Source organism: Myxococcales bacterium, assembly GCA_016706225.1.
Taxonomy (GTDB): Bacteria; Myxococcota_A; Polyangia; order Polyangiales; family Polyangiaceae; genus JADJKB01.
Window position 1 is genome coordinate 734175 of record JADJKB010000022.1, and the last position, 26023, is coordinate 760197.

General features: G+C 66.8%; 20 protein-coding genes. 13 read left to right on the top strand and 7 right to left on the bottom strand.

Going from position 1 to position 26023, the window contains the following annotated elements:
* Positions 1-129: 129 nt before the first annotated feature.
* Complete coding sequence (locus IPI67_34270) at positions 130-1368, top strand: SGNH/GDSL hydrolase family protein (protein ID MBK7585242.1); 1239 nt, start codon at positions 130-132, stop codon at positions 1366-1368.
* A gap of 41 nt (positions 1369-1409) precedes the next feature.
* On the opposite strand, the gene IPI67_34275 is transcribed toward IPI67_34270, so the two are convergent.
* The 3 genes from IPI67_34275 to IPI67_34285 are packed head-to-tail and all read right to left on the bottom strand — an operon-like array spanning position 1410 to position 4956.
* Entirely contained in the window at positions 1410-2222 is an 813-nt protein-coding gene (locus tag IPI67_34275; GenBank protein MBK7585243.1) for a nitrate reductase cytochrome c-type subunit, read from the bottom strand.
* The gene (locus IPI67_34280; GenBank protein ID MBK7585244.1) at positions 2219-4600 is read right to left on the bottom strand and encodes a molybdopterin-dependent oxidoreductase; all 2382 of its coding nucleotides are present in this window, start codon (positions 4598-4600) and stop codon (positions 2219-2221) included. The genes IPI67_34275 and IPI67_34280 overlap by 4 nt, the downstream gene beginning before the upstream one ends.
* Before the next feature lie 35 nt (positions 4601-4635).
* Entirely contained in the window at positions 4636-4956 is a 321-nt protein-coding gene (locus IPI67_34285; GenBank protein MBK7585245.1) for a hypothetical protein, read from the bottom strand.
* A 260-nt stretch (positions 4957-5216) separates the two neighbouring features.
* On the opposite strand from IPI67_34285, the gene IPI67_34290 reads away from it, so the two are divergent.
* The 6 genes from IPI67_34290 to IPI67_34315 all read left to right on the top strand — a co-directional run bounded on the left by IPI67_34290 (position 5217) and on the right by IPI67_34315 (position 12767).
* The gene (locus IPI67_34290) at positions 5217-5849 is read left to right on the top strand and encodes a hypothetical protein (GenBank protein MBK7585246.1); all 633 of its coding nucleotides are present in this window, start codon (positions 5217-5219) and stop codon (positions 5847-5849) included.
* On the top strand, positions 5842-6747 hold the full coding sequence (locus IPI67_34295; GenBank protein ID MBK7585247.1) for a 4Fe-4S dicluster domain-containing protein: 906 nt from the start codon (positions 5842-5844) through the stop codon (positions 6745-6747). The genes IPI67_34290 and IPI67_34295 overlap by 8 nt, the downstream gene beginning before the upstream one ends.
* A gap of 23 nt (positions 6748-6770) precedes the next feature.
* Positions 6771-8069 (top strand): polysulfide reductase NrfD, encoded by a 1299-nt coding sequence (nrfD, locus tag IPI67_34300; GenBank protein MBK7585248.1) that lies wholly within the window; start codon positions 6771-6773, stop codon positions 8067-8069.
* Between the two features lie 177 nt (positions 8070-8246).
* Complete coding sequence (locus IPI67_34305) at positions 8247-8912, top strand: response regulator transcription factor (GenBank protein MBK7585249.1); 666 nt, start codon at positions 8247-8249, stop codon at positions 8910-8912.
* A gap of 187 nt (positions 8913-9099) precedes the next feature.
* The gene (locus IPI67_34310) at positions 9100-10911 is read left to right on the top strand and encodes an ABC transporter ATP-binding protein (protein MBK7585250.1); all 1812 of its coding nucleotides are present in this window, start codon (positions 9100-9102) and stop codon (positions 10909-10911) included.
* A 71-nt stretch (positions 10912-10982) separates the two neighbouring features.
* A complete protein-coding gene (locus IPI67_34315; GenBank protein MBK7585251.1) occupies positions 10983-12767 on the top strand; it encodes an ABC transporter ATP-binding protein in 1785 nt (594 codons plus the stop codon).
* A gap of 26 nt (positions 12768-12793) precedes the next feature.
* Here the strand turns inward: IPI67_34315 and IPI67_34320 are convergent, their stop codons facing one another.
* The 3 genes from IPI67_34320 to IPI67_34330 form a co-directional block, all read right to left on the bottom strand.
* Positions 12794-13246 (bottom strand): hypothetical protein, encoded by a 453-nt coding sequence (locus tag IPI67_34320; protein MBK7585252.1) that lies wholly within the window; start codon positions 13244-13246, stop codon positions 12794-12796.
* Between the two features lie 410 nt (positions 13247-13656).
* On the bottom strand, positions 13657-14136 hold the full coding sequence (locus tag IPI67_34325) for an HNH endonuclease (protein ID MBK7585253.1): 480 nt from the start codon (positions 14134-14136) through the stop codon (positions 13657-13659).
* 1017 nt (positions 14137-15153) lie between these two features.
* Positions 15154-16062: a DUF4339 domain-containing protein gene (locus IPI67_34330; protein MBK7585254.1), complete on the bottom strand. Its 909-nt coding sequence runs from the start codon at positions 16060-16062 to the stop codon at positions 15154-15156.
* Positions 16063-16361: 299 nt separating this feature from the next.
* Here IPI67_34330 and cobA point away from each other — a divergent pair, with 299 nt between their 5' ends.
* The 4 genes from cobA (at position 16362) to IPI67_34350 (ending at position 22167) form a co-directional block, all read left to right on the top strand.
* Positions 16362-17882: a uroporphyrinogen-III C-methyltransferase gene (cobA, locus tag IPI67_34335; protein MBK7585255.1), complete on the top strand. Its 1521-nt coding sequence runs from the start codon at positions 16362-16364 to the stop codon at positions 17880-17882.
* A gap of 205 nt (positions 17883-18087) precedes the next feature.
* A complete protein-coding gene (locus IPI67_34340) occupies positions 18088-19305 on the top strand; it encodes a hypothetical protein (GenBank protein ID MBK7585256.1) in 1218 nt (405 codons plus the stop codon).
* A gap of 13 nt (positions 19306-19318) precedes the next feature.
* The gene (locus IPI67_34345) at positions 19319-21511 is read left to right on the top strand and encodes a hypothetical protein (protein ID MBK7585257.1); all 2193 of its coding nucleotides are present in this window, start codon (positions 19319-19321) and stop codon (positions 21509-21511) included.
* Positions 21508-22167 (top strand): hypothetical protein, encoded by a 660-nt coding sequence (locus tag IPI67_34350; protein MBK7585258.1) that lies wholly within the window; start codon positions 21508-21510, stop codon positions 22165-22167. Before IPI67_34345 ends, IPI67_34350 begins: the two co-directional genes overlap by 4 nt.
* A 43-nt stretch (positions 22168-22210) precedes the next feature.
* Here IPI67_34350 and IPI67_34355 read toward each other — a convergent pair whose 3' ends face one another.
* A complete protein-coding gene (locus IPI67_34355) occupies positions 22211-22954 on the bottom strand; it encodes a 1-acyl-sn-glycerol-3-phosphate acyltransferase (GenBank protein ID MBK7585259.1) in 744 nt (247 codons plus the stop codon).
* Between the two features lie 90 nt (positions 22955-23044).
* On the opposite strand from IPI67_34355, the gene IPI67_34360 reads away from it, so the two are divergent.
* Positions 23045-25099: a trypsin-like serine protease gene (locus tag IPI67_34360; GenBank protein MBK7585260.1), complete on the top strand. Its 2055-nt coding sequence runs from the start codon at positions 23045-23047 to the stop codon at positions 25097-25099.
* Positions 25099-25977 carry a hypothetical protein gene (locus tag IPI67_34365; protein ID MBK7585261.1) on the top strand — a complete coding sequence of 293 codons (879 nt, stop codon included), beginning with the start codon at positions 25099-25101 and terminating at the stop codon, positions 25975-25977. Before IPI67_34360 ends, IPI67_34365 begins: the two co-directional genes overlap by 1 nt.
* The last annotated feature ends 46 nt before the right edge of the window (positions 25978-26023 follow it).

Sequence of the window (26023 nt, forward strand, 5' to 3'; positions counted from 1 at the left end):
CCTGCAAAATGGGGGTCAAAAGCCCGGCATTTGGCCTCGAGCCGCCGCGCAGTCCGGAACTCGCGTGGACGCTGTCCGGACCGAGAATGACGCTTGAGCCGGCCGGCCGGTCCGTGTACTTTCCTGCCCGTGAGTCGAGCAGCCGGATTGGTGTTGGGCGCGGGCTTCGCGGCCCTGGTCGCGTGTGGTTCCGAGAGCGGCGAGAGCAGCAAGAGCTCGACGGGCGGCGCGGCGGGCTCCGCGACGACCGGCGGAGCGAGCAGCGGCGGCGGTGGCGCGAGCGGCGGCAGCGCGGGCGTGGCCGGCATGCCGAGCGGCGGCAGCGGGGGCACGACGCCGGATGGTGGCGGCAGCGCGGGCGTCGACGCAGGCGGCGGCAGTGGTGGGGTGCCGGACGCGGCAGCCGACGTGATCACGAGCGACGCGGGCCCCGCGGCCAAGTGTTTTCAGAGTCAGTTCGTCAACCCGCCCACCGTCTCCCTCGACTACGACCAGTTTGGTCCAACGGTCGGCAAGCACTGCAAGGGCACGAACCATCAGGACATCAAGGGTGTGCAACGGGTCGTGTTTCTCGGTGACTCCGTCACCGTCGGGACGCCTCCGACCAATTTGAACCCGGCGGCGGTCTACCGGGCGATCCTGTCGCAGAAGCTCGCCACGCACTTCAACATCGCGGCCCCGGGTTTTGGCTGGGGCGCAGCCGATCCGATCAACGGGGTGGCCCTGCCGTCCGAGTCCGGCGCCTTCGTGAGTTGTGCGAAGTGGGGCGCGCGCACCGACGACTTGATGAAGGACAGCAAACAGGTCGAGACCTGTATCCCGGTCGACAAACGCAACCTGCATCACCTGGTGATCATGACGGTGGGCGGCAACGACATCAGCGCGATCACCCAGGACGGCGGCGGCACCAGTCCCAAGAAGACGCTTCCCCAGCTGTGGCAGGACACGAAGGACTTCGTCGCGCTGCTGCGGTCAACGGTCGAATGGCTGAAAAACCCGGTCAATGTGCCGGGCGGCGTTGATGTCGTGTTCGGCGACAACTACGAGTTCACCGACGGCACCGGCGACGTCGCCGCGTGTCCCGGCGTGCAGCTCGGCGGCATCCAGCCCTGGCAGGACAAAAAAGCTCAAGCCGACATGGTGATCTGGGCCAACGAGCAGTACGCGAAGATCGCCGTCGATACGCAGTCGGACATGATCTTCATGCTCGAGAGCTTCTGCGGGCACGGCTACAAGCGCAACGACCCGACCTCACCGTGCTACCGCGGGCCCAACCAGCCGCTCTGGTTCGACCTGACGTGCATTCACCCGAACAACGAGGGCCACGCCGCCCTCGCTGATCTTTTCTACCAGACCATCGCCGAGTGACGGGCGCCCGCGTGCTCACCTTGCGTGGGCGCGGGGCAAGGTCACGGTGTGGCGGGAGGAGTAACCTGCCATGGCGGCGGGGACTCGCCCGGCGCGCGTTGATCGAGCGCCGCGCTGCCGACGTGACACTGAGTGCAGCTCACGCGATAGGGGTGCGAGCTGCGGATGCCGTTCACACCGGTGACGCCATGACAGCTCGAGCACTCCGAGCGCATGAGCGTGCGGTGAGGAATGGTCGGCGGCGCACCGGGCCACGCGCGTGTTCCCTTCTGTGGGGCGGCCAGCCCCGCGAAGTCGTTCTCCACCGGGTTCTCGGGCGGACGTAGCGGCGTCGGCGCGCTGGTCGGGACGTGACACTGCGTGCAGCTATCCATGCGTTCGTGGCTCATGCGGGGTGCACGTTTGCCAGTGCCGGCAACCTTGGCGCCCTCGCCGTGACAGCTGAGGCAATCCGGGAAGCCTGTTTGTTTCACCTCGTGGGGAATCGTGGGGGGAGCGCCGTCATAAGCCCGGCGCCCGGCGCGCGCAGTGACCACACTCTGCCGCTCGGCGTCCGTCTGCACGACCGGGTCGCGCAGACCCGGCTTGTCCGCGTTCATCTCGTCGAACGCGCCGGTGTACATGCCCGCGTTCGGTCCGCGGCGCCGCGCGCCCATGTTCTCGTAGCTCGGCATGCTCTCCGCGGGCTCGGCGCTGGGTACTGGAGTGGCCTTGGCAGCCGTCGGTGGGTGGTGCGTCGCCGTGAGGTAACCGCCGAACGCCGTGGTCACCACACCTACTGCCGCGACGTACCAGAGGCGGGTGAGCGCGGCGCTGCGATCGCCGCCCACTTCGGAGCGCGGCGCCTCGGTCATGCGGGCTTCTGCTCCGGGCGCTTCTTGACCACGCGTGCCGCGCACTTCTTGTAGTCGGGTTGTTTGCTGAACGGATCGAACGCATCCAAGGTCAGCTGGTTGATCAGCCGCGTTTCGTCGAAGAACGGCACGAACACCGAGCCCGGCGGCGGCTCCCCGCGCCCGTCGATCCACACCGGCAAGTCGAGCGCGCCGCGACGGGTCTCGAGCGTGACGATCTCACCGTTCGAGATGCCGAGGCGGCGGGCGTCGTCTCGATTCATCTCGACGTAGGCCTGCGGCATCGCGGCCTGCAACTGCGGGATGCGCATCGTCATGGTGCCCGTGTGCCAGTGCTCGATGACGCGACCAGTACACAACCACAGCGGGTAGTCTTTGTCGGGAGACTCCGGCGGAGGTTCGTAAGGACGCGCCCAGATCTGCGCTTTGCCGTCCTTGGTCGTCGACCAGTAGAAATCGAACTCTTGCCCTTTCTTCACGAAAGGGTCGTCGAACCCGGCGAAGCGCCAGCGTGTCTCGCGCCAGGTTCCGTCCGGTTGTTCCACGACCGGCCAGCGCAGGCCGCGCGCTTTGACGTACTCGGAGTACGGGGCGAGATCGTAATGCTTCCATTTCGAGAACTGTCGGTATTCCGTGAACAGCGCCTCGTCCACGTTGACATCGTAGAAGTGTGCCCACTCCCAGACCGGCAGCTCTTTGCCGTTCTTCTTGATGGCGAACAGGTAGGCCCCGTCTTTGTCCTTCATGCCTTCGAAGTTCTTCTCCCAGAGCTTCCGCATGACCGCCAGCATCTGCCACACGTCGTCGCGGGCCTCGCCGGGCGGCTTGACCATGCGGAACCACTGCTGCGTACGCCGCTCGGAGTTGCCGAACATGCCGTTTTTTTCCACCCAGAGCGCGCTTGGCAAGACGAGATCGGCGATCTCGGTGGTGGCCGTCGGATACACGTCGGACACGATCAGGAATTTGTCCGGGTCCTTCCGGCTCGGGTCCACCAGGGCATGTGTGTTCGGCAGCGACTGCGCCGGATTCGTCACCTGCACCCAGATGGTGTGAATGTCTCCGCCCTTGTCCTTGGGCGTGGAGAACTTCCGCCACATTTCCACGGTGTGATAGCCGGGTTTTTCTTTGATGCGTCCCGCCGGCACGTTCCAGGTCTTCTCGGTGAACTCACGGTGCTCGGGCTTCGCGAGCACACGTCCACCGGGCAGGGCATGGGCCAGCGTGCCGACCTCGCGCACGGTCCCGCAGGCCGAGGGCTGCCCCGTCAAGCTGGTCGGCGCGTCACCGGGGCGGCCGAAGTGCCCGCTGAGCAAGTGCACTGCGTGCACCAGCGAGTTGATCGCGGTTCCCCGCGTGTGCTGGTTCATGCCCATGCACCACAGGCTCACGATGCGCAGGTCGCGCCGCCCGAAGAGATCCGCCATCAGCCGGATGCCGTCGGCAGGCACACCCGAGATCTCTTGCACCTTCTCCGGTGTGTATTCCGCGACGCGTTTCTTGTACTCGTCGAAGCTGATCGCAACGCCATCGAGGGTGCCGGGGGTTGCGTCCGCCCGGAAGTTGCAGAACCGCTCGACGAACTCGCGATCGTAGTTGCCCCGCTGGATCAGCAGGTTGGCAATGCCGTTGGCAACGGCGAGATCGGTCTGAGGTTTGAAGGTGAAGACGTGCTGGCAATGACCACTGGTGCGGGTGCGCCGCGTGCTCAGGTCAATCAGCGTGATCTTCTCGCCGCGGGTGCGCCGCTCGAGGATGCGGGAGAACAGCACCGGGTGCATTTCGGCGGGGTTGTTGCCCCAGAAGATGACGACGTTGGCACGGTCCAGATCGTCGTAGGCACCCGCTGGTTCGTCCGCCCCGTAGGTAGCGAGAAATCCCGTCACTGCTGACGCCATGCACAAGCGAGCGTTGGGATCGATCTGGTTGTTCGCGATGCCACCCTTCGAGATCTTCTGCGCGAGATACCCCTCGGGGATGGTCCACTGTCCGCTGCCGTAGATGGCAAAACCCTTGGGGTCCATCAGCACGCGGGCGGCAATCACCTCGAGCGCCTCGTCCCAGGAGATGGGTGTGAGTTTGCCGTTCTTGCGCAACAGGGGCTTCGTGAGCCTGTCTTTGCCGTAGAGCGCGAGACCGACGTGATAACCCTTCACGCACAAGAGGCCGCGGTTCACCTCGGCCTTTTGATCGCCCGCGATGGCGACGACCTTGCCGGCTTTGACGCCCACCTGAACGTGACAGCCCGTGCCGCAGAAACGACACGGCGCCTTGTGCCACTTCACGTCCTTGTCGCTCTTCGCGAGCACGTTCGGGTCCACGGCCGGCGGGTCCTGGCCCTTGGCCAAGCGACTGGCAGCGACCGTTGCACTGGCCATGGCCGTGGCCTTGATGAAGTCTCGGCGCTCCACTTTCACTGCCCTTCCTTGGCTGGGTTCTGCTGATGAGCTCGCCGGGCGCGGCGCGGCGAGCGCCCCGCAGAACCACTGGCGATCTCCTCCACGTCGCTGAAGTCGACGCTGACGACGTCCAGGAAACGGACCCCCGGAATACCGAGCAGCTGCTCGGCGAGATCTTCGGCCTCTTCGAGGGAATCGGTTGTGGTCACGACCGGAAGACAGTCATCGACCAGGTCACCCAGCGTTACCCGTGGGTCGCGAGACAGGACGTACTTCACCCCACGTTTCTCCCGCTCCCCGGGGTCGAGGGTCAGCACCAGAGCACTCACCGGCATGGCAAGCTGTAGTGCCAAGCAACGGACGGGCCAGCGCGGACCACGCGTCGGCTTTCCCGCGATTGAGCCATTAATCGGGGCCGAGGCTGAGCGCCGACGGGGACTGTGCGAAGAGCCTCCGCGCAAACTGGACAGCAAGGTCGATTGATTGCGCAACGAGTGCGCAAAGCATCGAAGTCCCCGCGTGGAGGCCGCGCCCAATCCGCTAGTTTTCAGCGAGTTCCAGCAGCTGGCACGGCAAGTGCTCTTTTGACGCCGCCGTGCCTGGGCAGCCTCCGTTCGATGCCATCCTGATCAGCGCGCTCGTGCTCGGAGCGGTCGCCTGCAATCGCCCCGACAATCCCCGCTTCGGCGCGAGCGCGCCGCGCGCTTCGGCAGCGCCGGCGCCCGTGCTCATTCGCAGCCCGGAGAAGCTGACCTCGATCGAGACGGACGAGCTCGACCCACTCGGGCGGCCCATTCGTGTCTCGTGCGCGAGCTGTCACTCGCAGCGCAAGCACGACACGCTGCCTGCGTCCGCATCCGAGCTGAAGGAGTTTCATCAGAGCCTGAGCTTCGAGCACGGCACGCTGACCTGCGCCCAGTGTCATCAGGCGGGCGACGCAACTTCGTTGCACCTGGCGGACGGCCGCAAGATCCCGATGACCGAGGTGATGCTCTTGTGCGGGCAGTGCCACGGCCCGCAGTACCGCGACTACGGCAAGGGCGCCCATGGCGGCATGCAGGGCTACTGGGATCGCACCCGCGGCGGCCGGACTCGCAACAACTGCGTAGATTGCCACGACCCGCATCTGCCTCGGTATCAGCCCGGACAACCCGTGCTCTTGCCCCGGGACCGCGGGCTCGAAAACCAGCGCTCGGGCGCGGCAGCCAAGGGAGCTCCCCATGGCTGAGCCAGTCACTCGCCGCGTGGCGCTCAAGGTTGTCGGCGCCACCGTCGGCACCGCAGCGTTCGCGCAGGCGCTGTCGCCCCTCGAGAAGCTCTCGCAGACGACCAGCCTGAGCGAGTTCTTGCAGAGACACTACCGCGAGCTCAGCCGTGCGGACCTGGAGCAAGTCCTGGCGCGACTGGAGCGGGAGACCGAACAGCGGTACGGCCGCAAGGTCTCGATCGGCGACGTACGACCCGAAGATGGCGTGCAGTTCGCCTACGCACTGAACCTCTCGGTCTGCATCGGCTGCCGCAAGTGCGCCGAGGCGTGTCACAAAGAGAACAACCACGATAGGAGCACCAACAACTCGTACATCCGCGTGCTGGAGATGGAGCAGGGCAGCTTCGACATGGAGAAGGGCACGGCCGACTACGATCACGCGGTGCCGGCGCCGGGCAAGTACTACCTGCCAGTGCAGTGCCAGCAGTGTGACAATCCGCCGTGCGTCAAGGTCTGCCCCGTGCAAGCGACCTGGAAGGAGAAGGACGGCATCGTCGTCGTCGATTACAACTGGTGCATCGGCTGTCGTTACTGCGAGGCCGCGTGCCCCTATCACGCGCGGCGTTTCAACTGGACCAAACCCGAGGTTCCGGCTGACGAGATCAATCCGGAGCAGTCCTACCTCTCGAACCGCATCCGACCGCAGGGCGTGGTCGAGAAGTGTCACTTCTGTTTGCACCGCACCCGTGAAGGACGCCTGCCTGCCTGCCTCGAGGCCTGCCCAACCGGCGCGCGGGTCTTTGGCAACCTGCTCGATCCAGACAGCGAAATCCGCTGGGTGCTCGAGAACAAGCGGGTCTACGTGCTCAAGGAAGAGCTCGGGACCCAACCTCGTTTTTATTACTACTTCGACAAATAACCACGCCCCCCCCGCAGCTCACGATGAACCGCGACACACACCTCGTCACTTACCCGCGCTTCTTGTGGACCGCGCTCAAGATGAGCACGGACGGTCCGGCGCGCTTTTACGTGTGGATGATCGCTCTCACCGCCATCGCGCTCGTTGGTGCCAACACCTGGGCCCATCAGGTCGTGCAGGGCATGCAGCTGACGGGCATGACCGATCACGTGTCGTGGGGTCTCTACATTGCCAACTTCACGTTCGGCGTCGGGCTCGCTGCCGGCGCCGTCATGATGGTGATCCCGGCGTACCTGTACGACGACCACGAAATGCACGACGTCGTGCTGGTGGGCGAGCTCTTGAGCATTGCTTCGATCGTCGTGTGCCTTGCGTTCGTGGTCGTCGACATGGGACGCCCGGATCGCTTCTGGCACATCATGCCGGGGCTGGGCCGCTTCAACTGGCCAATCTCCATGCTGACCTGGGACGTGCTGGTGCTCGGCGGCTACCTGCTGATCAACCTGCACATCGCGGGCTACCTGACCTACATGCGTTTCCTGGGACGCCGACCGGCCAGGCGCTGGTACCTGCCGTTCGTCTTCCTCAGCATCGCCTGGGCGGTGTCGATTCACACCGTCACCGCCTTCCTCTACAGCGGGCTCGGCGGCCGACCAATGTGGAACTCGGCGTTGCTCGCCCCGCGCTTCATTGCTTCGGCTTTCGTCAGCGGCCCGGCCTTCGTGGTGCTGCTGCTTCAGATCCTGCGCAAGGTGGCCGGGCTGAAGATCGGAGAAGGCCCGATCGGCACACTGCGCGCCATCTTGCGCATCACCGTGCTGGTGAACCTGTTCATGCTCGCGTCGGAGCTGTTCACCTCTCTCTACGCCGGTGGCACCCACGCCGCTTCCGTCCGGTATCTGTTCTTCGGGCTTCACGACAAAGCCGCCTTGGTGCCGTGGATCTGGACGGCCGTGGCCCTCAACCTGGTCTCTGCCGTGCTCCTGCTCGCCCCGAATCGCCAGCAGGCGACGTGGATGCTCAACCTCGCCTGCCTTGCGGGGTTCACCGGCGTCTGGATCGAGAAGGGCATGGGCCTGATCGTTCCGGGCTTCATTCCGAGCACCCTGCACGAGCTCATCGAGTACATGCCCACGCTGGCCGAGTGGAAGATCGCCGCGGGGATCTGGGCCTTTGGTCTGATGGTCCTGACCCTGGCGGTAAAGATCTGCTTGCCGGTGCTGCGCGGGGAGCTCTCACCGCGCAGCCTTCGCCCGGCCGAGGCCCGACCGGAGCCTGCCGAGTCGCACGAAGAACCCGAGAGGCTGTCCGCGGCGGACTGAGCGGCGCCCCAGCGGCGGTTCGCGGGCGGGGTCGAGCTGCTCCGGATAGGAGCACTCGTTCCGCAGACGCCACTTTCTGCGCAGATCACGGCGGCGCCGTGGCTTGACCGCGGCGCGCCGGAGGAGGAAGGTTTGGTTGATCGATCACGGCGCTTCGCAGCGCGACCTGACCACTCGATGCAAGCCGCGACCCACAAACCACGTCAAGACCGGCTGAGAATCCTGTTGGTCGACGATCACCCGGTCGTCCTGGCTGGACTCAAGAGCTTCCTGCGTGACGCACAGGAGGTCGAAGTGGTCGGCTCCGCCACCAACGTCGAGGACGCGGCGCGACGCGCCGGTCCGTTGCAGGCCGACGTGTTCCTGGTGGCGCTGGCCGGCCCCGCAGCGGCACCCTTGGAAGCGGCCCGCCAGCTCAAAGGTGCGTTCCCAGCCGTCGCTGTGGTTGTCCTCGGACTGAACGAGAGCGTTGCCAGCGAGGGGGAGCTCGCCGCCGCGGGTGTCAGCGCTTTCTTGGGCAAGGGCTCTGGACGTGAGGTCGTGCTGGGAGCCCTTCAAGCCTTGCGCAACGACGGCCAGTCCGGCTCACGTCGAATCTTCGCCACCGGCGAGTCGGTGCCTCCGCCCAGCTCGGGCAGCGGTTCACTGTCTCGCCGCGAGCTTCAGGTGCTGACGTTGATCGCCGACGGCTTCACCAACAAACAGATCGCAGACGAGCTCGGCATCAGCGTGCGGACCGTCGAGACGCACCGCGAACGCCTGATGCGCAAGCTCAACGTGCAGGGCACCGCCGCGCTGACCAAGGCCGCCATCACCCTGGGCTTGGTCAGCACGAAGACCTGAGCCGAGCCGTTCTTCGCACGAGCCCGGGCGCGCGGACGACGAGGTCGAATCCGCGTGGATCGGCGGCCGCGTGGCAGAACCCGAGGCGCCCGGCGAAAAACCCGAGAGTTTCGGACGTCCCTGGCGGTGTCGGCCCCTGGTACAAGGATCGGTCTCCGCTGCGTCGTTGTCTCGTCCGCCCGTTCCCATGCAGAAGAAGAGCCCAGCCCCGTCGGAGATCCCGGTCACGCTGGGTGCTCAGTTCGTGCGCCAGCTGCCTCGCTACGGCGTGGGGCTCGTGCTGCTCGCGGTGTATCAGACCGCGCAGTACTGGTTCGACACCCGGCTGATGCGAGCCATCGACCTGGCCGTGGGCACGGAGTACTCGGCGGCCACGACCCTCGGCGTGTTCTTGATCGCCGTCGCGCTCGGCTCGTTCGTGATCCGAGTGCTGTCACGAGTGGCCGTCTTCAATGGCGGGCGCATCGCAGAGTACGAGCTCCGCCGCGCGATGCTCGACCGGCTGCAGAAGCTCGGTCCGGCTTTCTACCGACGTATGAGCACGGGTGAGATCATGAGCCGCATCACCAATGACCTGGCTCAGGTCCGACTGCTGCTCGGTTTCGGGGTTCTCAACGTGATCAACACGCTGTTCGCGCTGGTGAGCGCGCTGACGGTGACCCTCGGGATGTCGTGGAAGCTCACCCTCGCATCACTCTCGGCCCTACCCCTCTTGCTGATGGTAACACGCTACTTCTCGAAGCAGATCTTCACCCGGCAGAGAGACTACCAGGACGCACTCGGCACGATGAGCGGCATGGTGCAGTCGAGCATCGCGGGCATGCGCGTGGTCCGATCATTTTCGCTGGAGCAGAGCGAGCTTCAGCGCTTCGAGAAAGAAAACCGACACTACTTCGACAAGACCCTGGCGCTGGCCCGGCTGCGCGGAGCCATGGGCCCGATCATGAGCGCCATCACCACCTTCGGCATGCTGGTGGTGTTCTGGTACGGCGGACACCTGATGCTGAAGGGAGAGCTGAGCCCCGGCGGATTCCTGGGTTTTTATCGCGCGCTGGCCCGCCTGACCTGGCCGCTCATCGCCCTCGGCTTCCTGGTGAGCTTGGTCCAGCGCGGACGCGCCTCGTACTCACGCTTGAAGGAGATCTTCGAAGCGGTCCCGGACATCTTGGACGGCGAGGCTGCGGCCCCGGAAGCGGTCAGAGGGGAGCTCGAGGTGCGCGGGCTCAGCTTCGCTCACGGCGAACGTAGCGTGCTCCGCGACGTGAGCTTTCAGCTACCGGCGGGCAAGTCCCTGGCCATCGTCGGGCGGACGGGCAGCGGCAAGAGCACCCTCGCCGTGCTCCTGCCGCGGCTGCAACCGACACCGAAGGGCACGATCTTCCTCGACGGCAAGGACGTGTGTGAGCTGCCGCTCGAGACGGTGCGCAGCGCCGTCGGATACGCACAGCAGACGGCGTTCTTGTTCTCGACCACGGTGGGTCGCAACATCGGCTACGCACTCGACGAGCCGGACACCGAGGCCGGGCTCTTGACCGTGCGCGAGGCGGCTCGTGAAGCCAACATCCTGGACGAGGTGCTGGGGCTACCGGACGGCTTCGACACCGTCGTCGGCGAGCGCGGCGTGCAGCTCTCGGGCGGGCAGAAACAGCGCGTCGCGCTGGCCCGGGCGTTCGTGAGTGATCCGCGCGTGCTCGTGCTCGACGATCCGCTGTCCGCGGTCGACGCTCGGACCGAGAAGGCGATCCTGGAGGCCATCGAACGACAGAAAGAGAAGCGTGGACTGATCTTGATCACCCACCGGGTGGCTGCGGCCTCTCGCTGTGATCAGATCGTCGTGCTCGACGAAGGCTGCATCGTCGAGCGCGGGACGCATGACGAGCTCGTAGAAAACGCCGGCCTTTACGCGACTTTTGCCGAAGAACAGCGGATCGAGCGGGAGCTGGAGCGGCTCGGCGCCGAGGACATCGTGCCCTCGAGTCGCGGAGCCGAGGCACCGTGACCGGCGCGCGCGCATCCACCAGCGACGCTCCGGCGAAGGCCGGGGACGGGGCCGAAGCTCGGACCGAGGAGCTGCTCAAGGCGTTCCACGAAGAGAGCGCGATGGGCAAGGCGTACGACCGCCGGCTGATCGCTCGGTTGTGGCCCTACCTGCGGCCGCATCGCAGATTGCTGGGTGTGTCGCTGGTGAGCGTGCTGGTGACGGCGCTCACCTCGCTGTTCCGACCGCTGATCATGCTGCACGCCTTCGACAAGGGTGTGCTGGTCGGCGACTCGGGCGTTCTGCTCCGCTCCGGCCTCGCGCTGGCGAGCATCGTGTTGCTCGAACAGGTGCTCCTGTACGTTCAGGTCTACGCCACGCAGGTCCTCGGCGCCCGGGCAACCTCCGACCTGCGACGCGACGTGTTCGTGTTCCTGCACCGGCTGCGGATCGGCTTCTTCGATCGGCAACCGGTTGGGCGACTCGTCACCCGCGTGACCAACGACATCGACGCCATCTTGGAGCTGTTCTCGTCGGGTGCGCTGGCGGCGGCGGGTGACCTCGTGCGTCTGGTCGGCATCGTGATCTTGATGGTGATCCTCGACTTCAAACTGTCGCTGATCACCTTCAGCACGACGCCGCTGGTGATCCTCCTGGTGATCAGCGTCCGGGGCCGCATGCGGGAGGCGTTCCGGGAGATCCGCGCCAAGACCGCCCGTATGAGCGCGACCATGAACGAGCAGGTCTCGGGCATGGGAGTCGTACAGGCCTACCGCCGCGAAGAGCAGGCGGCAGAGGAGTTCGACTCGATCAATCGCTCGTACCGCGACGCCAACATCGCGAGCATCAAGTTCGAGGCCATGCAGGACGCGGCGATCGAAATGGTGACCGCGATCTGCCTGGCGTCCATCGTGGTGTCGTTCGGCTACCACAGCGTGAGCTTTGGCACGATCGTGGCGTTCAACGCCTACGTGGTGCAGTTCTTCGAGCCCATCAGTGCACTGGCGATGCGCTACACGCTGCTGCAGAGCGCAATGGCGGGGGCGGAGCGAGTGTTCGGCTTGGTCGACGGGACACCGGTGGGCGAGCAGGACGCCGTACCGACCGAAGCGGCGCCGCCGGGGGACAAGGCCTTTGCCTTCGCTTTCGAGGACGTGACGTTCGCGTACAAGAAGGGCGTTCCGGTGCTCAGCGAGGTGAGTTTTGCAGCGCGTCGCGGGGAGAAGCTCGCGCTGGTGGGGCCGACGGGTGCGGGCAAGAGCACCGTGACCCAGCTCTTGTTGCGTTTGTACGAGCTCGAGGGCGGGGTGGTGCGTGTGGATGGTGACGACGTGCGCGGGCTCGAGCGCGAGGAGCTGCGGCGGCGTTTTGCGGTGGTTCCGCAGGACGTGTACCTGTTTCCGGGTTCGGTCTGCACCAACATCGCGGCTGGGGAAGAGCCCGACCGCGAGCGGGTGCGTCAGGCGCTGGAGCGGATCGGCGCGCTGGACGTGTTCGAGAGCCGGCCTGGGGGCATCGACGCGATTGTGGACGAACATGGCGCGAATTTCAGCGCCGGCGAGCGACAGCTCATCGCGTTCGCGCGGGCGCTGTACCGCGACGCACCGATCCTGATCTTGGACGAAGCGACGGCGAACATCGACAGCGACACGGAAGCGCGGGTGCAGCGCGCTCTAGAGGCCCTGCTCGCCAACCGCACCGCAATCATCATCGCCCACCGGTTGTCGACGATCCGCCGTGCGGACCGCATCGTCGTATTTCACAAAGGGCGCGTGGTGGAGCAAGGCAACCACGAAGAGCTGCTGGAACAAGGCGGCCTGTACGCGAGACTGCATGAGCTTCAGTTCGCGCGCTCGGAGCAGCACGCTGCGGAGTGAGACACGAGGGTGCACCTGCCCCAGCGCTAGTCGCCGCCGGCGTCGGCAGGACCCGCGCTCGGGCCCGCCATTGCCACCACGCGCAGCCAGAACTCGGCGCAGGTGTCGTTGCGCACTTGGATGATCTGATCGTCGACGCGCTCGATTACCACCTGGTTGCCCGCGCTCTCCGCGGTGTTGCCGTTCGGCAGCGGGCGCTCATCGAACGCGAGATAGGTGAAGACCGCGGGCGGAGTGACACCAAGTCCGTGCTCCAGCTGGTAACGACGGCCGCCGGGGAAGTGCAGATACGGCCCCTCCCAGGGCGAAGATGCGTAGGTCGTGCCGTCCGGGCTGACACTGCCCTGTTTGTACCGAACCGGGCTCGTGTCAGCGGTCTCACAGGGCGCGCTGCACGCACCGGTCGAGGACGCGAGCGCCAGACCGACGACGCTGCCCGCGAGCAGCGCCCCGACGAACCTGACCGCGAACCTCGCCATCGCGGGGACTCTACGCGGCTCGACCCGACGGTTCCAGTGCTCTCGCCGACACCACGCTCCTGATCGGTTCTCGCCGGGCCGAGCGTGAGCGTCCACCATCCGCTCGGGGCGGCGGCCCGAGCCGAGGCGGCGGAAGCGCTTGCTGGCCGCACAGAGCGCACGCGCCAGCGAGTCACGGCGCGGGCGGTGGTCCGCGACCAGCCCGAGCAGCGCGCTGGCCAAGCGCGCGCTCTGCTCCCGCCGGCAGCCGCGCCGGTCGCGCGCAAGCCGATGAGCCTCTGCCTGGTGCGTCCCCTTCGACTCATGATGCGCTCCTCTCTCCTCGCTCGCGTTCGTGCCCACGACGCTGCCACTGCCGAGACCACGAGCACCTGCCGGCACACCCTTTGTGGGGGTGTGCCCGGACCGTCTCAGGGTGTGAGCACGGCGATCGCGGCGCGAAGCAGGGGTTCGGCCCGAGGCTCGACCCCGCGCAGTCGCACCTGTTCGACAGCGTGCCGTGCCTGGGCCCGCTTGAAGCCCGAGAGCACCAGCGCCGAGCGCACCTTCTCGAACACTTCGGGCTCGGGCGCGGCCGCGACCGCAGGCACCGGCGGTGCTGGCGGCGCGGACGGCACATCAGGCGTGCGGTTCGCTTCGCGGCGAGCTCGAGCCCCGGCGATCTCGTTCACGATGTGCTCGTCGCCGAACACCTGTCGCGCTCGGTACGAGTTGTGAGCCGAGCAGAGCAGGCAGCAGTTGTCCACGGTGGTCGGTCCGCCCTTCGCGAAAGGAACGATGTGCTCGATGGTCAGGAACTCACTCGCGTTCAGCGCCCCGCATCCAGTTGGCGCTTCGCGACCGTGGGCACCCGCAAACGGAGCTCCTCCGGCCCGGCCGGACGGTCTAATTTCTGAGCATCGACGCCCCTACGTCGAGCACGTCGGGGCACTCATCCCGAGAGCACTTCACCTGCTGGAGAACGACCACCGTCGCGACAGCAGAAAGCTGGCCGCAGCAAGGGATGGCGTGCGAACGTAGCGCCGTCGAACGCGCCCACCGCGACGACCCGAGGGCTCGGAGTGATTGTCCGGGCCCTCTTACTTTCTTCCGCCGCGATCATCGCGATCCGATCCGACACGGGCCAACTCGGCGGCAATCCGAGATTGGCCGGTTAGATCTCAAGAAGAATCGTGCTCGCGTCGCGCTCGACATGCTCTTTTCAAGCACGCGCTTCGGCGCGGCGCAGAGCTCGGAACCACGCCTCTCGCACCCCTCGAACAAGAGGGGTGCCCGGATTGCCCCTCGGTGGTCTTGGCAGCGGCAGCGTCCTCGAGCTCGCGCGCTCGCGCGGAGTGCGAACCGCTTCGGTGCCCGAAGGGAGCGCGCGGTGCGCGCTGGGTGTGAATCGCTGGCGGTTCCGCGCATGCGCCGGCAGTGCGCGACGCACACGGTAACGACGCGCGGTCGCTCGCATGCGCTGACGGCACCCGGCGCGCTCACGCCAGCACGCTGCTCTCCTCGCGGCCCGCGCACCCCATCCCTGCGCCGCGGGAGACCGGCTTCTCCCTCCTTCCTTGCGCCTCTCTCCGCCGCTGCCTTCGCCGACCGCGCGGTCCTCGGCGCTGACCTTCCAGCGCTCACAGACGCCTTCCCCCCCGCGGCGACCCGCAGGCCGCGACAGCGGCCGAGGACCGACGCTTGGGGGGGAACGACCGCCACGAGACCGCGACAGCGGCCGAGGGCCGGGCGAGGCGGGGGCACCTCGGTCGTGCCCAACTCTCGACTTTGCGCTCTCCCCGGTTGCCCTCGCCAACCACAGCTCAACAGATCAAGAACGCGTCGCTTCTCTGCCGCTGGCCGGCCCGACTACCAATCAGGGCTCGCCGACACCATGCTCGCGTTCGCGAGCATTCCCGGGCGCCGCGTCAGTTGAGGCCGAGGGCGACGATGCGCCGGGAGAGCGCCTCGGTCACCTCTTCGACGCGGGCCATCTCGGTAGCGCGGAAGGGGCGCGACGCACGGCCAACCTCGATCATCGCGAACATGTGACCCTCGACCATGACCGGCACCATTGCCACGCCTCGCGGACCGGGCAGGCAGCGTGTCATGCGCCCGGCGATGTATCGCCCCGCTTCGCCAAGGCGCGGCTCACCGAGAACGGTGTGTCCGGCCTGCGCTGCCAGGAGCACCGGGTCGTTGTTCGCGAGGCGCTCCCCCAGCAAGATCTCCGCATCGGGACCGTGGGCAAAGGTCGCGACCGTTGCGCCGAGATCGGCTCGCACCAGGTGCAAGAAGCCGACGTGTGCGCCAGCCGCCGTGACCGCCGTCGAGAGCGCGAGCAGCATTGCTTGCTCCAGATCGGTTGCACTCTCTAGCACGCCGGCCGGATCCACCGCGGCCGGGCGCATCGACGGGATCTTGTTCGGCGACTCCTGCTCCGCGAGCTCTTCCTCGGTCGGCGGAGGCGGTGGCTCGTTATACGGATTGCTCGCTCGCTCCTCGGCCGCTGCGCTGATCGCCGACAGGTGCTGCACGGCCTCTTCGCGTTTCGCCGCGGAGAGCTGCTCGAGCTCGTCGAGCCGGCGCCACACCTTCCAGTTGTCGTGGCGCACGAAGGCGCCCGCCGGGATACGTCCGGACTCGACCCCGCGGCGCAACAGCTCGTAGCTCACGGGACCCACGGCGGTGACACCGTTGGTGACGAACCAGCGATCGAGCCCCGAGATCTGCAGACCGATCACGCCGGCACCTTCCGGATCCGTCTCCGGCTCCGGGGTCGGCGCCGCGCACGGGTCGGTCTTTTCCGAGGGTGGGCTGCTTGATTGCGCGGTCAAACTGGTTTCCGAAGACAAATGCATGAGCTTTCCCCCAACGACAACTCCCCAACCTGCCAGCGCGGGCGGCGGTCCCGGGGTGGGCTCGAAAACTCGAGCCTCGTGCGCGGGACGTGGCGGGCGCCGAGGGGCCGCGTTTGTCAAAAGCCTGAGCGAGTGTCAAGCAGCGGAGGTCTAACGCAGCGTGGCAAATCCGTAATATCAGGCGGTTGGAGCGACAGGAACTGCGCACTTCGCCGCACGGTCCCGACGCAGGCATGCCCCACACCGCCGCCCGTCGGACTACGCTTTCGGGCGACATGAGCGTGGGCAGAGCTTGGCTGGTCGGTGCGGGTCCGGGTGATCCGGGCCTGATCACGGTGCGCGGGCGCGACGTGCTGGCGCAAGCCGACGTCGTGCTCTACGACGCCCTCGCTCACGCATCGCTGCTCGAAGGCTGTCCGAACGCCGTCAAGATCAACGTCGGCAAACGCTACGGCGTCGAGAGTCCGTCGCAGGACGCCATCAACGAGCAGATCATCTCGCACGCCCGCGCCGGCAAACGTGTGGTGCGACTCAAAGGTGGAGATCCTTTCCTCTTCGCTCGTGGCTCCGAAGAGGCCTCCGCGCTCTCGCGCGCGGGCGTTCCGTTCGAGGTCGTACCAGGGATCCCTTCGGCGGTGGGCGCGAGCGCCTACGCCGGAATGTCGCTGACACACCGCGAGCTCTCGTCGAGTGTGACTATCATCACCGGTAGCGACAAAGCCGGGACCGACTGGTCACCGGACGCGTGGAAGAAGCTGGCCACCGCGACGGACACGATCTGTGTCTTGATGGGCATGCGGCGCATCGAGCAGATCACCGCGGCGATCGTCGAAGGGGGTCGCCCCGCCTCGACGCCGGCCGCGGTCGTGCAGTGGGGCGCGCGGCCAGAGCAGCACGTCGTCACCGGTACCCTCGCGGACATCGCGGTCCGGGTGCGCGAGGCCGGTGTCACGAACCCCGCGGTGATCATCGTCGGCCACGTGGTGAGCCTGCGCGAAGAGCTGAGGTGGTTCGACAACCGCCCGCTGTTTGGCAAGCGGGTGCTGGTGCCGCGCGCGCCGCATCAAGCCGAGAGCACCGCCCGCCAGGTGCGGGAGCGCGCGGCAGAGCCGGTGGTATTTCCGGTGATCCAGATCGTCGAGCCACCGGACGCGGAGCGGCTGCGTGCGGCTGCGCGAACTGTGTCGAGCTACGATTGGGTGGTCTTCACCAGCGCCAACGGCGTGGAGCGGTTCTTCGCGGCGCTCGCCGCAGAGCGCAAAGACGCGCGCGCGTTCGGCTCTGCGCGGGTCGCAGTCATCGGTCCAAAGACGGAAGCGGCGCTCCGCCCCCACGGCGTCGTCGCGGATCTGGTCGCCGACGAGTTCGTGGGCGAGGCCGTCGGCAAGGCGCTGCTCGCAACCGGCCCGGTGCGCCGCGTGCTGATCCCGCGCGCACTGGTGGCGCGCGATGCGCTGCCGGAAATGCTCCGCGCGGCCGGCGCCGAGGTCGACGTCGTTGCGGCGTACGAGACAAGACCCGTCGGCAGCGAGCGAGCGACCGAGCTGCGGGCGATGCTGGCAAACGGCGGGCTCGACGTGGTGATGTTCACCTCCGGGTCCACCGTCACTTCGCTGTGCGAGTTGCTCGGTGACGACGCAGCCGCCAGTCTGGCCTCCGTCGTCGTCGCGAGCATTGGACCCGTGACGAGCCGTGCGCTCGAAGAACGCGGAATCAAACCCACGCTCACCGCGAAGGTGTACACGGTGACCGGCGTTCTCGACGCGCTCGAGGCGCATTTTTCGTCGGCAGAGTGAGCTCCATACGAGGGTCACGCTTGGCCGTCGTCCGGCTCCCAGCAACGCCTCAGCCTCGAAACCAAAGTCAAGCCGCCAGGATTCCCGCGAGCACCGGCCATTTCTGGCTTCGAAATCCATCCGTTGGTGACTCGCGGCGCTGCGCGTAGCGTTGCAGAATTGGAGGTTCCCCTTGCGCGTCTCGCTCCCCGTTCTCCTCCTGGTGTTGGCAGTACCCCTGACCGTACAAGCTCGCCGGCAGCCCGCCCCACCTGCCGACGCGCCACCGCCCTCGAGTGGAAAGGCAGAGGCGGAGCAGAAGAAGAAGCTCGAGCGAGAGGAAAAACGCAGGGCGAAGGAAGAGCAGGAAAAAGCGAAAAAGGTCAGGGAGCAGAAGGCCAAAGAAGAACGACAGAGAGCCCGGGACGAGAAAGAAAAGGAGAAGAAGAAGAAGAAGGAGGAGGGGAAAGGAAACGAGGGCAAGGGAGCCGAGACGCCTGCCCCGGTCGAACCGCCGCCTGCGCCGGTCGAACCGCCGCCTCCGCCGGTCGAACCGCCCCCAGCTCCGCCGCCACCGCCCGCGATGAGACCCGCTGCGACGCCAGTCGACAGCGTCGGCGGGGCGCGCTGGACCGGCATGGGTTTCGTTCAGCCCGGACAGGAGCAGAAGTCGTCCGATGCGGCCAGCTCCAACGGCGTGAGTGTCCCGGCAATCGTCGACGTCGGCAAGCTGCACGTCGTCTCGATGCGCCTTGGGCTCAGCAAGGCGACCTTCAACCCGATCAACGACGACCGCACCGACGACGAGACGGCCTTCTCGATGCTCGACGCCGACCTCGGCGTCGCGGCCGAGTTTCGCAGCGTCGGGCAACTGCTGGTCCCGTGGTTCGATTTCGATTTTGGATTTGCGTTCGGCAATCGCAAGGAAGAGGCCGGCAGCGCGACGACCAGCCGCACCTTCAAAGTCTTCACCCAGCGCGTGAGTGGCATGTTCGGCATGGACCTCGGGCCCGTCGAGTACTTCTCGGCGGGGCCTTACGTCGGTTATCGGCTGGAGATGTACTCGGTGTCATTCGACGCCGACAGCAGCACTTCGACGGCCAAGACCGGCATCCACCACGGTCTGCAATACGGGCTCCATGCGCGGGTCCGGACCCGGGCAAAAGCCAAGGAACCTTCGCGACTGTTCGGCGACTTCCGTTACGAGTTTCGCGCCGGTGAGTACCAGACCGCAACCTACGCGGTACTTCAAGCTGGCGTCCGCGCGGGAATTGTCTACTTCACCGGCTGGTACGAAACGCGTCTGGGCTCATCGGGCGGGTTCACACCCAGCGACGTCGCGGATAGCGGCGGCAACACCAACGCCACACTCGCCAACGCAACGGCGGCATCGTCACCCATCGAGCAGCGGCTCGGTGGCGGCATCCTGATCAGCTTTTTCTGAGCGAGGAACCAACATGGCAACCACCATTTTCCTTCGTCGAGTGCTGTTCACGGCGTCCATCTCGGTCAGCCTTTTCGGAAGCGGCTGCGCTGGGCCTGCAAAGACCCTCAAACTGTCCAACTACGCGGCGACCTCGGGCGACGACCCCGCGAAATGGAAGGGGCTCGAGCCCGGCACCCGGTACGTGCAGTACGCACCCCCCGGAGCCTGCGCCGCTTGGATCGCAGACTCTCTCGCCGATCTCGAGCAGGGTCGCGGCAAGGCTCTGAGCGGCGCCGCAGAAGGCAAGGAGATGACCGTCGTCGAGATCGTCGACGCCTATGTGAGAACTGGCGGCGACGCGTTCGCAGCCATCGAGGTGAGACGCGGCGACGGCGGAAAACACTGGCTGAAGCTCCCCGCGGGCTCATCCCAGGGCTGTCTGCAGCCGGTTCCGCCTGGACTCGAGGAGGCGAAGAAGCTGGTCGGCAAGCAGCTCGTCTTCACACCCTGGGCGCCAACCTGCGACGAGGTTCAGGCGGCGGGGCGCGCTCCGGCGGCGATGCTGGTGGACGCCGAGGGCGACGTCGCGCTCGCGGTCGAGGGGCTCGCGCTCGGTCCGGTGCACGCGCAGGCGATGGCGGCGGGAAAGACCGGCAATCAGGTGTGGGCCACGCTCGGCAACGGCGCGCTGAAAGTCCGAGTGGACGTGCTGAGCAAGTGTTTCAGCGCCATCGGCGCCGAGCATGCAACACGGCCCGGCGACCCGTTCGGGTTTCTGCGCCTGCCGGTCACGCGCTGCGAGCAGGACACCGACGACGACAAACCCCACGTCGAGTGCCGAACCACGCTCGGCGTGTGGGAGGGCGTGATGAGCGACACTGCGGTAGAGCTTCGGCCGGTTCGCCGCACGCTCGGCCCGGTGCACTTTCTGGAAGGCAAGCTGGTCAATGGCGCCCGCTACGCCCGCACCATCGTGGCCGTGAGTGTGGGCAGCGCACCCGACTCTCGTCGTCAGCGGCTGTACGCCGAGCTGACGCCGGCGATGCGGACGGCGATGTCCCGCGACGCGACCGGCATCCGCATGGCCGATGCCGGGGCGAGCGACGCAACCTACAAGATTGGCGTCGAGCTCAGCGAGGTCACCATCAGCGACCTCAGCACCACGGAGGTGAATGAGACGAGCAAGTACAAGGTCAGGGACGACGTGCGGCAGAACCCCAAGAAGCCGGCCGCGCGCGAGCGCGTCTCGGCCGCGCGCTCGGCGCTCACGCAGGCGGAGGCGGATTTTCAGACGAGAAAGCAGGACTTTGATCGGGAAAAGAAGAAGCTGATCGACGAGTGCAACGCCCAGGCGGCAAAGGCCACCGGATGGTCGGCGGTCGCAGCGGCCACCGGCTGCGCCGCGGCGGACGGCCTGCTTCAACCCAGCAACTCCGAGGTCACCACGGCTCGTACCGAGCTCAGCACCGCGGAGAGTGAGCTCGCGAAGGAGCCCGACACCATCACTGTGCCGATCATGGCGGACTGGCCGTACACCAAGAAGCAGTACTCACGGACGGTCACCAGCGTGCTGAGCATTTCGTTGCAGGCTGCGGACGCGGGGGCGCCCAAGACCTTTCAGACGCCGCTCCAGTACACCTGGACCGACTTCGAGGTCTCGGACGACGCTGCACACAACGTGAAAGGACACGCACCTGATCGGGGACCCATCGACAACCCCGACGGACTCGTCCCATACATTGCTGCGGCGGCCAGCTCCGCGATCACGACGCGGTTTCGCGCCGCGATGGCCGAAGCGCAGATCGAGGCAGCTCGAAAGGCGATGGCCGCGGCAGGCGTCGAAGCGAGCAAGCCGGGCTTCGAGACGGTGGACGCGCTAGCCTTCGACACGGTGGGCAAACGCCTGGAGAAGCCGCTCTTGCGGGGTAGCTCGACGCTGGTGGCCGGGAAGCTCCTCTCCGTGCCCTCGGACGCGCTCTCCTTGAGCGCGGATCAGTGTGTGCTGGCCGTCGCCGCCGGGGTCGCGGAGACCCCCCTCGCGCTGACGCTGCGGACGAGCGACAACAGCTTTGCTGACACTCGCGAGAGCGGCTTTGCCATCGTCGAGGTGTGTCAGACGGAGCTGGCCAAAGGGAAGCTCCCTGCGCTCGAGCTCGCGAGCAAGAGCGCAGGTAGTGTGAAGTGGACGTTGTTCCGGGTCCGCGCCGCGGGAGGTGGATCGTGAAGCGATTGTTGATCTCGTGTCTGCTCGTGACTGCGTTCGGCTGCGAGGACTCGGGGCCCGTGCCGTTCAGCGGCAAGAACATCTTCGACGACAAGGCAGGCGCGGGCGGCAAGCCGGGGAGCGGCGGCAAGGGTGGTTCCGGCGGGACGACTCCATCGGGCGGCTGTCATTCGGCCATCTGTGGAACCGAGACCCCGGTGTCCACGGCGGGTGGCACCTGTTATTGCGACGCGCAATGTGTCCAGAAGGGCGATTGCTGTTCGAACTACAGCATGGCTTGCAGCTCGGGCTTCGGCGGCGCCGCGGGCTTCGGCGGCGCGGCGGGCTTCGGCGGCGCGGCAGGGTTCGGCGGCGCGGCAGGGTTCGGCGGCTCCGGCGGCGGTGCGAATTGCCCGACCGACTGGGCCTTCTTCTCGCCTAGCTGCGACAGCTGCATGCGCAATTCGTGCTGCCCTGAGTTTCAGCAGTGCGACACCGGCTCTGGCTGTCGGCAGGTCGATGATTGTCGCTTCAGCTACTGCAAGGGCGCGGCGGACCTGATGTCGTGCATGCAGAGCAATTGTTTCGGAGTTGGTCCCGATCCGAGCGGGAGCGAGAAGTGGCTGCAGTACTGGAACTGCATGCAGGGGAACTGCAGCGGACCTTGCTCGGGTTAGGCGACAGCACCCGGGCGCCGCGCGCCTGATTTTCGCGAAACCATCAGCGGCTCTCCATCTCGCCGAGCGCGTAACACATGCGCTCGCGCACGCGCTCCGCGAGCGCCCCCGCGTCATCCAAGGTCAGGCCTTCGGTGCTTTCCGGCGGGAGCACGCGCACTCGAATGTTCGCCGCCTCCTCGAACACGACCGAGTGTTTGGGCAAGAGCTCCCGCGCGCCAGCGATCACCACGGGCACGATGGGGCGCCCGGCCTTGATCGCCAGGTTGAAGGCGCCGAGCTTGAACTTGCCGATGTTGCCGTCCGCGCTGCGGGTGCCCTCGGGAAATAACGCCACCGAGACCCCGCGCTCCAGCCACTCCCGCAACTTGTCGAGGGCCTCCGCACCGCTCTTGCGATCGCCGCGTCTCACCGGGACCTCCCCGGCAATCGCGAGCGCCCAGCCGAACACCGGCAGCTTGAACACGCTGTGTTTGCCCAGGTACTTCGTCGGGTGGTCGAGGAAACACATCGCCATCAGATCAGCGAAGCTCTGGTGGTTGACCACGAGCACGAATGGCCCACCACGCTCGAGCTGCTCCTTGCCATCGACGGTCACCTTCCAGAACGGGTTCAAGCCGATCAACACCCGGGCAATGCGCCGGAAGTACCAGTCCGAGATGGCGCGGTTGGGATCCACCAGCACCAGCGGGTAACCAAGCACCATCGGCGGGACACCGACCAAGACCACCCCCGCGAACCCGGCCCAGGTCAGCGCCGAGCGCACGATGCTGCGAGCCTGCGCCACGCCCGCCAGGGTAGCGCCTTTTTCCCGATCCGCGCTCAACGACCGAGGGCGTCACAGTCAGGCGTTCTGAGCTACGATGGGGGCGTCACGGTGCCCCCAATCGGACAGCTCTTCCCTCGCTCCCGAGCGCAGCTGACGCTCGCGCTCGCTCTGCCGTGCGTGGCGTTCGCTTGCTCCGAGGCGCGAAACCAGGAGCCGGAGACCGTGAGCCTGGCGCAACCGGTCATCGGCGGCGTGCCGGATCCCGCCGAGACCGGCGTCGTCTCGATCTCGCACCTCGACTATCCATTCCTGTGTTCGGGCACCGTGATCGGCCCGACCCTGGTGGTGACCGCCAAACACTGCACCTTCAAGGAGGTCGCGAACGGTCCCGATCTCGCGCTCAAGGGTGATCGCTTCCGTGTCGGCTTCGGGCCGAGCACCGGTTCCCTCACCTACCGCGGTAGCACCAAGATGGAGTGGATCGGCCAGCCGGCAAACCTCGAGGTTCAACCCGCGGTCGATGCGGGCGAGGACGTCGCGTTGATCTGGCTTTCGAGCGCCATACCCGCCGGCACGTTCATCCACAAGGTCAAGACCGACTACGTGCCCGGCACTAGCGATAGCTTCACCATCGTCGGTTATGGCCGGAGCTCACTCACGAGCGGCGCCGTGGGCGTGAAACGCATGACCGTCGATGCTCTGCTCAACGTCAACGGCTCGACGGGGATCGTCAAGACAGAGGGCAAGGGCGCGTGCAGCGGAGACTCCGGCGGCGCCTTCTTCTTCGGGGCGTTTGCGGCTGGCACACAGCGAGAGTTGGTCGGCATCACGAGCACAGCTCAGAAATCCGACGCAGGTGTGGAGTGCGGCGTGGGGATCAGCAACGCCACGAGTGTGCGCAACGGGAAGGTGAGCCAGTTCCTGCTGAACGCGCTGGGCATCGTTGGGGTGTGTGTGCCGTCGACCGAGCTCTGCGGCGACGGCAAGGATCAGGACTGCGACGGCATCGCCGACAACTCGTGCAAAGCCGACGGTCAGACCTGCAGTAGCGAGGTGGAGTGCGCCTCGGGGCTGTGCGAAGACACCGGCGCCGGGAAGACCTGTGTCCGACACTGCGTGGGTGGAGCCGGGTGTCCCGCCGGATCGCACTGTGTCTCGAGCTGCGGGCAGGGCTTCTGTCAGCCGGGCAACCCCGGCACGAAGAAGATCTTGCAGGCGTGCAGCGCCGGCTCCGACTGCGAGACAGATCACTGCGGGGCTGCGGGCTGCACCTTGCCGTGTAATCCCGCCCTCGGTCAGTGCCCCGACGACATGGCGTGTGCGTCCAAGACCAACTGCGGTGAGTGCGCGGCGCTCGCCGGCGTGGCGGGACCGCGACTCCTGGGCGAGGCGTGCACGACGACCTCCGACTGCGAAGCCGACACCGCTTGTGAAGACGACGGGCTCGGCGTGCTTCGCTGCACCCGTGCTTGCGCGGAGGGCGGCAGCTGTCCGAGCGGTTTCACCTGCCACGTGGGGCGCTGTGTGCGTGGGGGAAAGCTGGGCACCGGGGAGCGTTGTATGGGTGCGGAGTACTGCGCGAGCGGGGCGTGCATGACGCTCGCCGACCGGCGCGACAACTTCTGCACCAAGGCCTGCAACCCGAGCGTCGGTTGCGCCTACGGTTTCGATTGTCAGAGCGTGGTCGGGCAAGATCTTTGTGTGCCCACCGCCAAACGACTGGGCGAACAGTGCGCGACGGACAACGAGTGTGTGAGCGGCCACTGCAACGCCGAGCTCGGTCGCTGTTCGCGCGAGTGCTCTCCGGAAAATTCACCCTGCCCACCCGGTTTCGAGTGCAACGTGGTCGGCTTGGGCCTGTTCTGCGTCGACAAGACGACCTGGGCCCCGGCGTCGGCGAGCGGCGGCGGCGGCAGCGGCAGCGGCGGAAACGGCGGTAGCGGGGCCAGCGGTGGAGGCTCGGGCGGTGGAGGTTCGTCCGGCACTGGCAACGCCAGCGGCACGGGCAGCGGCAGCGGCACGGGCGGAAAGAAGAGCGGCAACGGCAGCTCGGACTCGGGTGGTTGCACGACGCAGAGTAGTGAAACCCGGGCCGAGTGGTTGCTGGCAGTGGTCGCTCTCGGTCTCGTCGCTCGTCGTCGTTGGTGGTGGGAGCGCGCTTGATGCGAAGATGGGTGGTGGCGGCACCGCTCGCCGTCGCGCTCGCTTCGAGCTGCGTGGTGGACGAGAGCTTCGACGACGGGCAGTTCCTCTGTGATCCGACCGGGGGTGAGGCCGAATGCCCGGAGGGGATGAGTTGTTCGACCGATGGCCGCTGTCGCCATGCGACGGCCAAACCCGGCGATGCGGGGACCGGCGGCAAGGACGGAGGCAACGACGGCAGCTGTTTCCCGACGACCTGCGCGACGCTCGCACCGGCGTGTGGTGAGCTCAGCGATGGCTGCGGCTCGAGCTTGAGCTGTGGTTGTCAAGCGCCCGACAGCTGCGGCGGCGGCAGCGTCAAGGGTGTGTGCGGCTGCACGAAGAAACAATCTCAGACGCACTTCCCTGACGCGGTGTTCGAGCAGAAGATCACCGGCAACGTGGCGTGGACAACGCTGGACGCGGCCATGGCTTCGGACGACAAGTGGGCGACGACCGCGGCCGCGCTCGCCACCGGCAAGACGACGAACCAGCTGAAGGCGTCCGCCTTTGGGTTCGCGCTGCCCGCCAACGCGACCGTGCTCGGCGTGGAGGTCTCCATCGAGCGCTCGGCGGCCGGGAGCGGCGCGAACCTGAAGGATCAAGACGTGCGGGTGTTCGTCAACGGTGCGCCGCTCGCGACCAACGGAGCCAAGAACCAGGCCTGGACGCCGACCGATGCGGTGTGGGCCTACGGCGGCGCAGCGGAGCTCTGGGGCGCGACGGCGCTCAAGAAGGCCGAGGTCGAGGCCGCGGATTTCGGAGTGCTGTTGACGGTGACGGCGACCGCAGCAGGCTCACCCCAGGTCGACGCGATCTCGATCACAGTACACTTCGAAGATCCGGCGTGCCCGAACTGAACGGCACGCCACGCCGCAGCTCCGACCGGGCGTCTCGAGTTTGCTC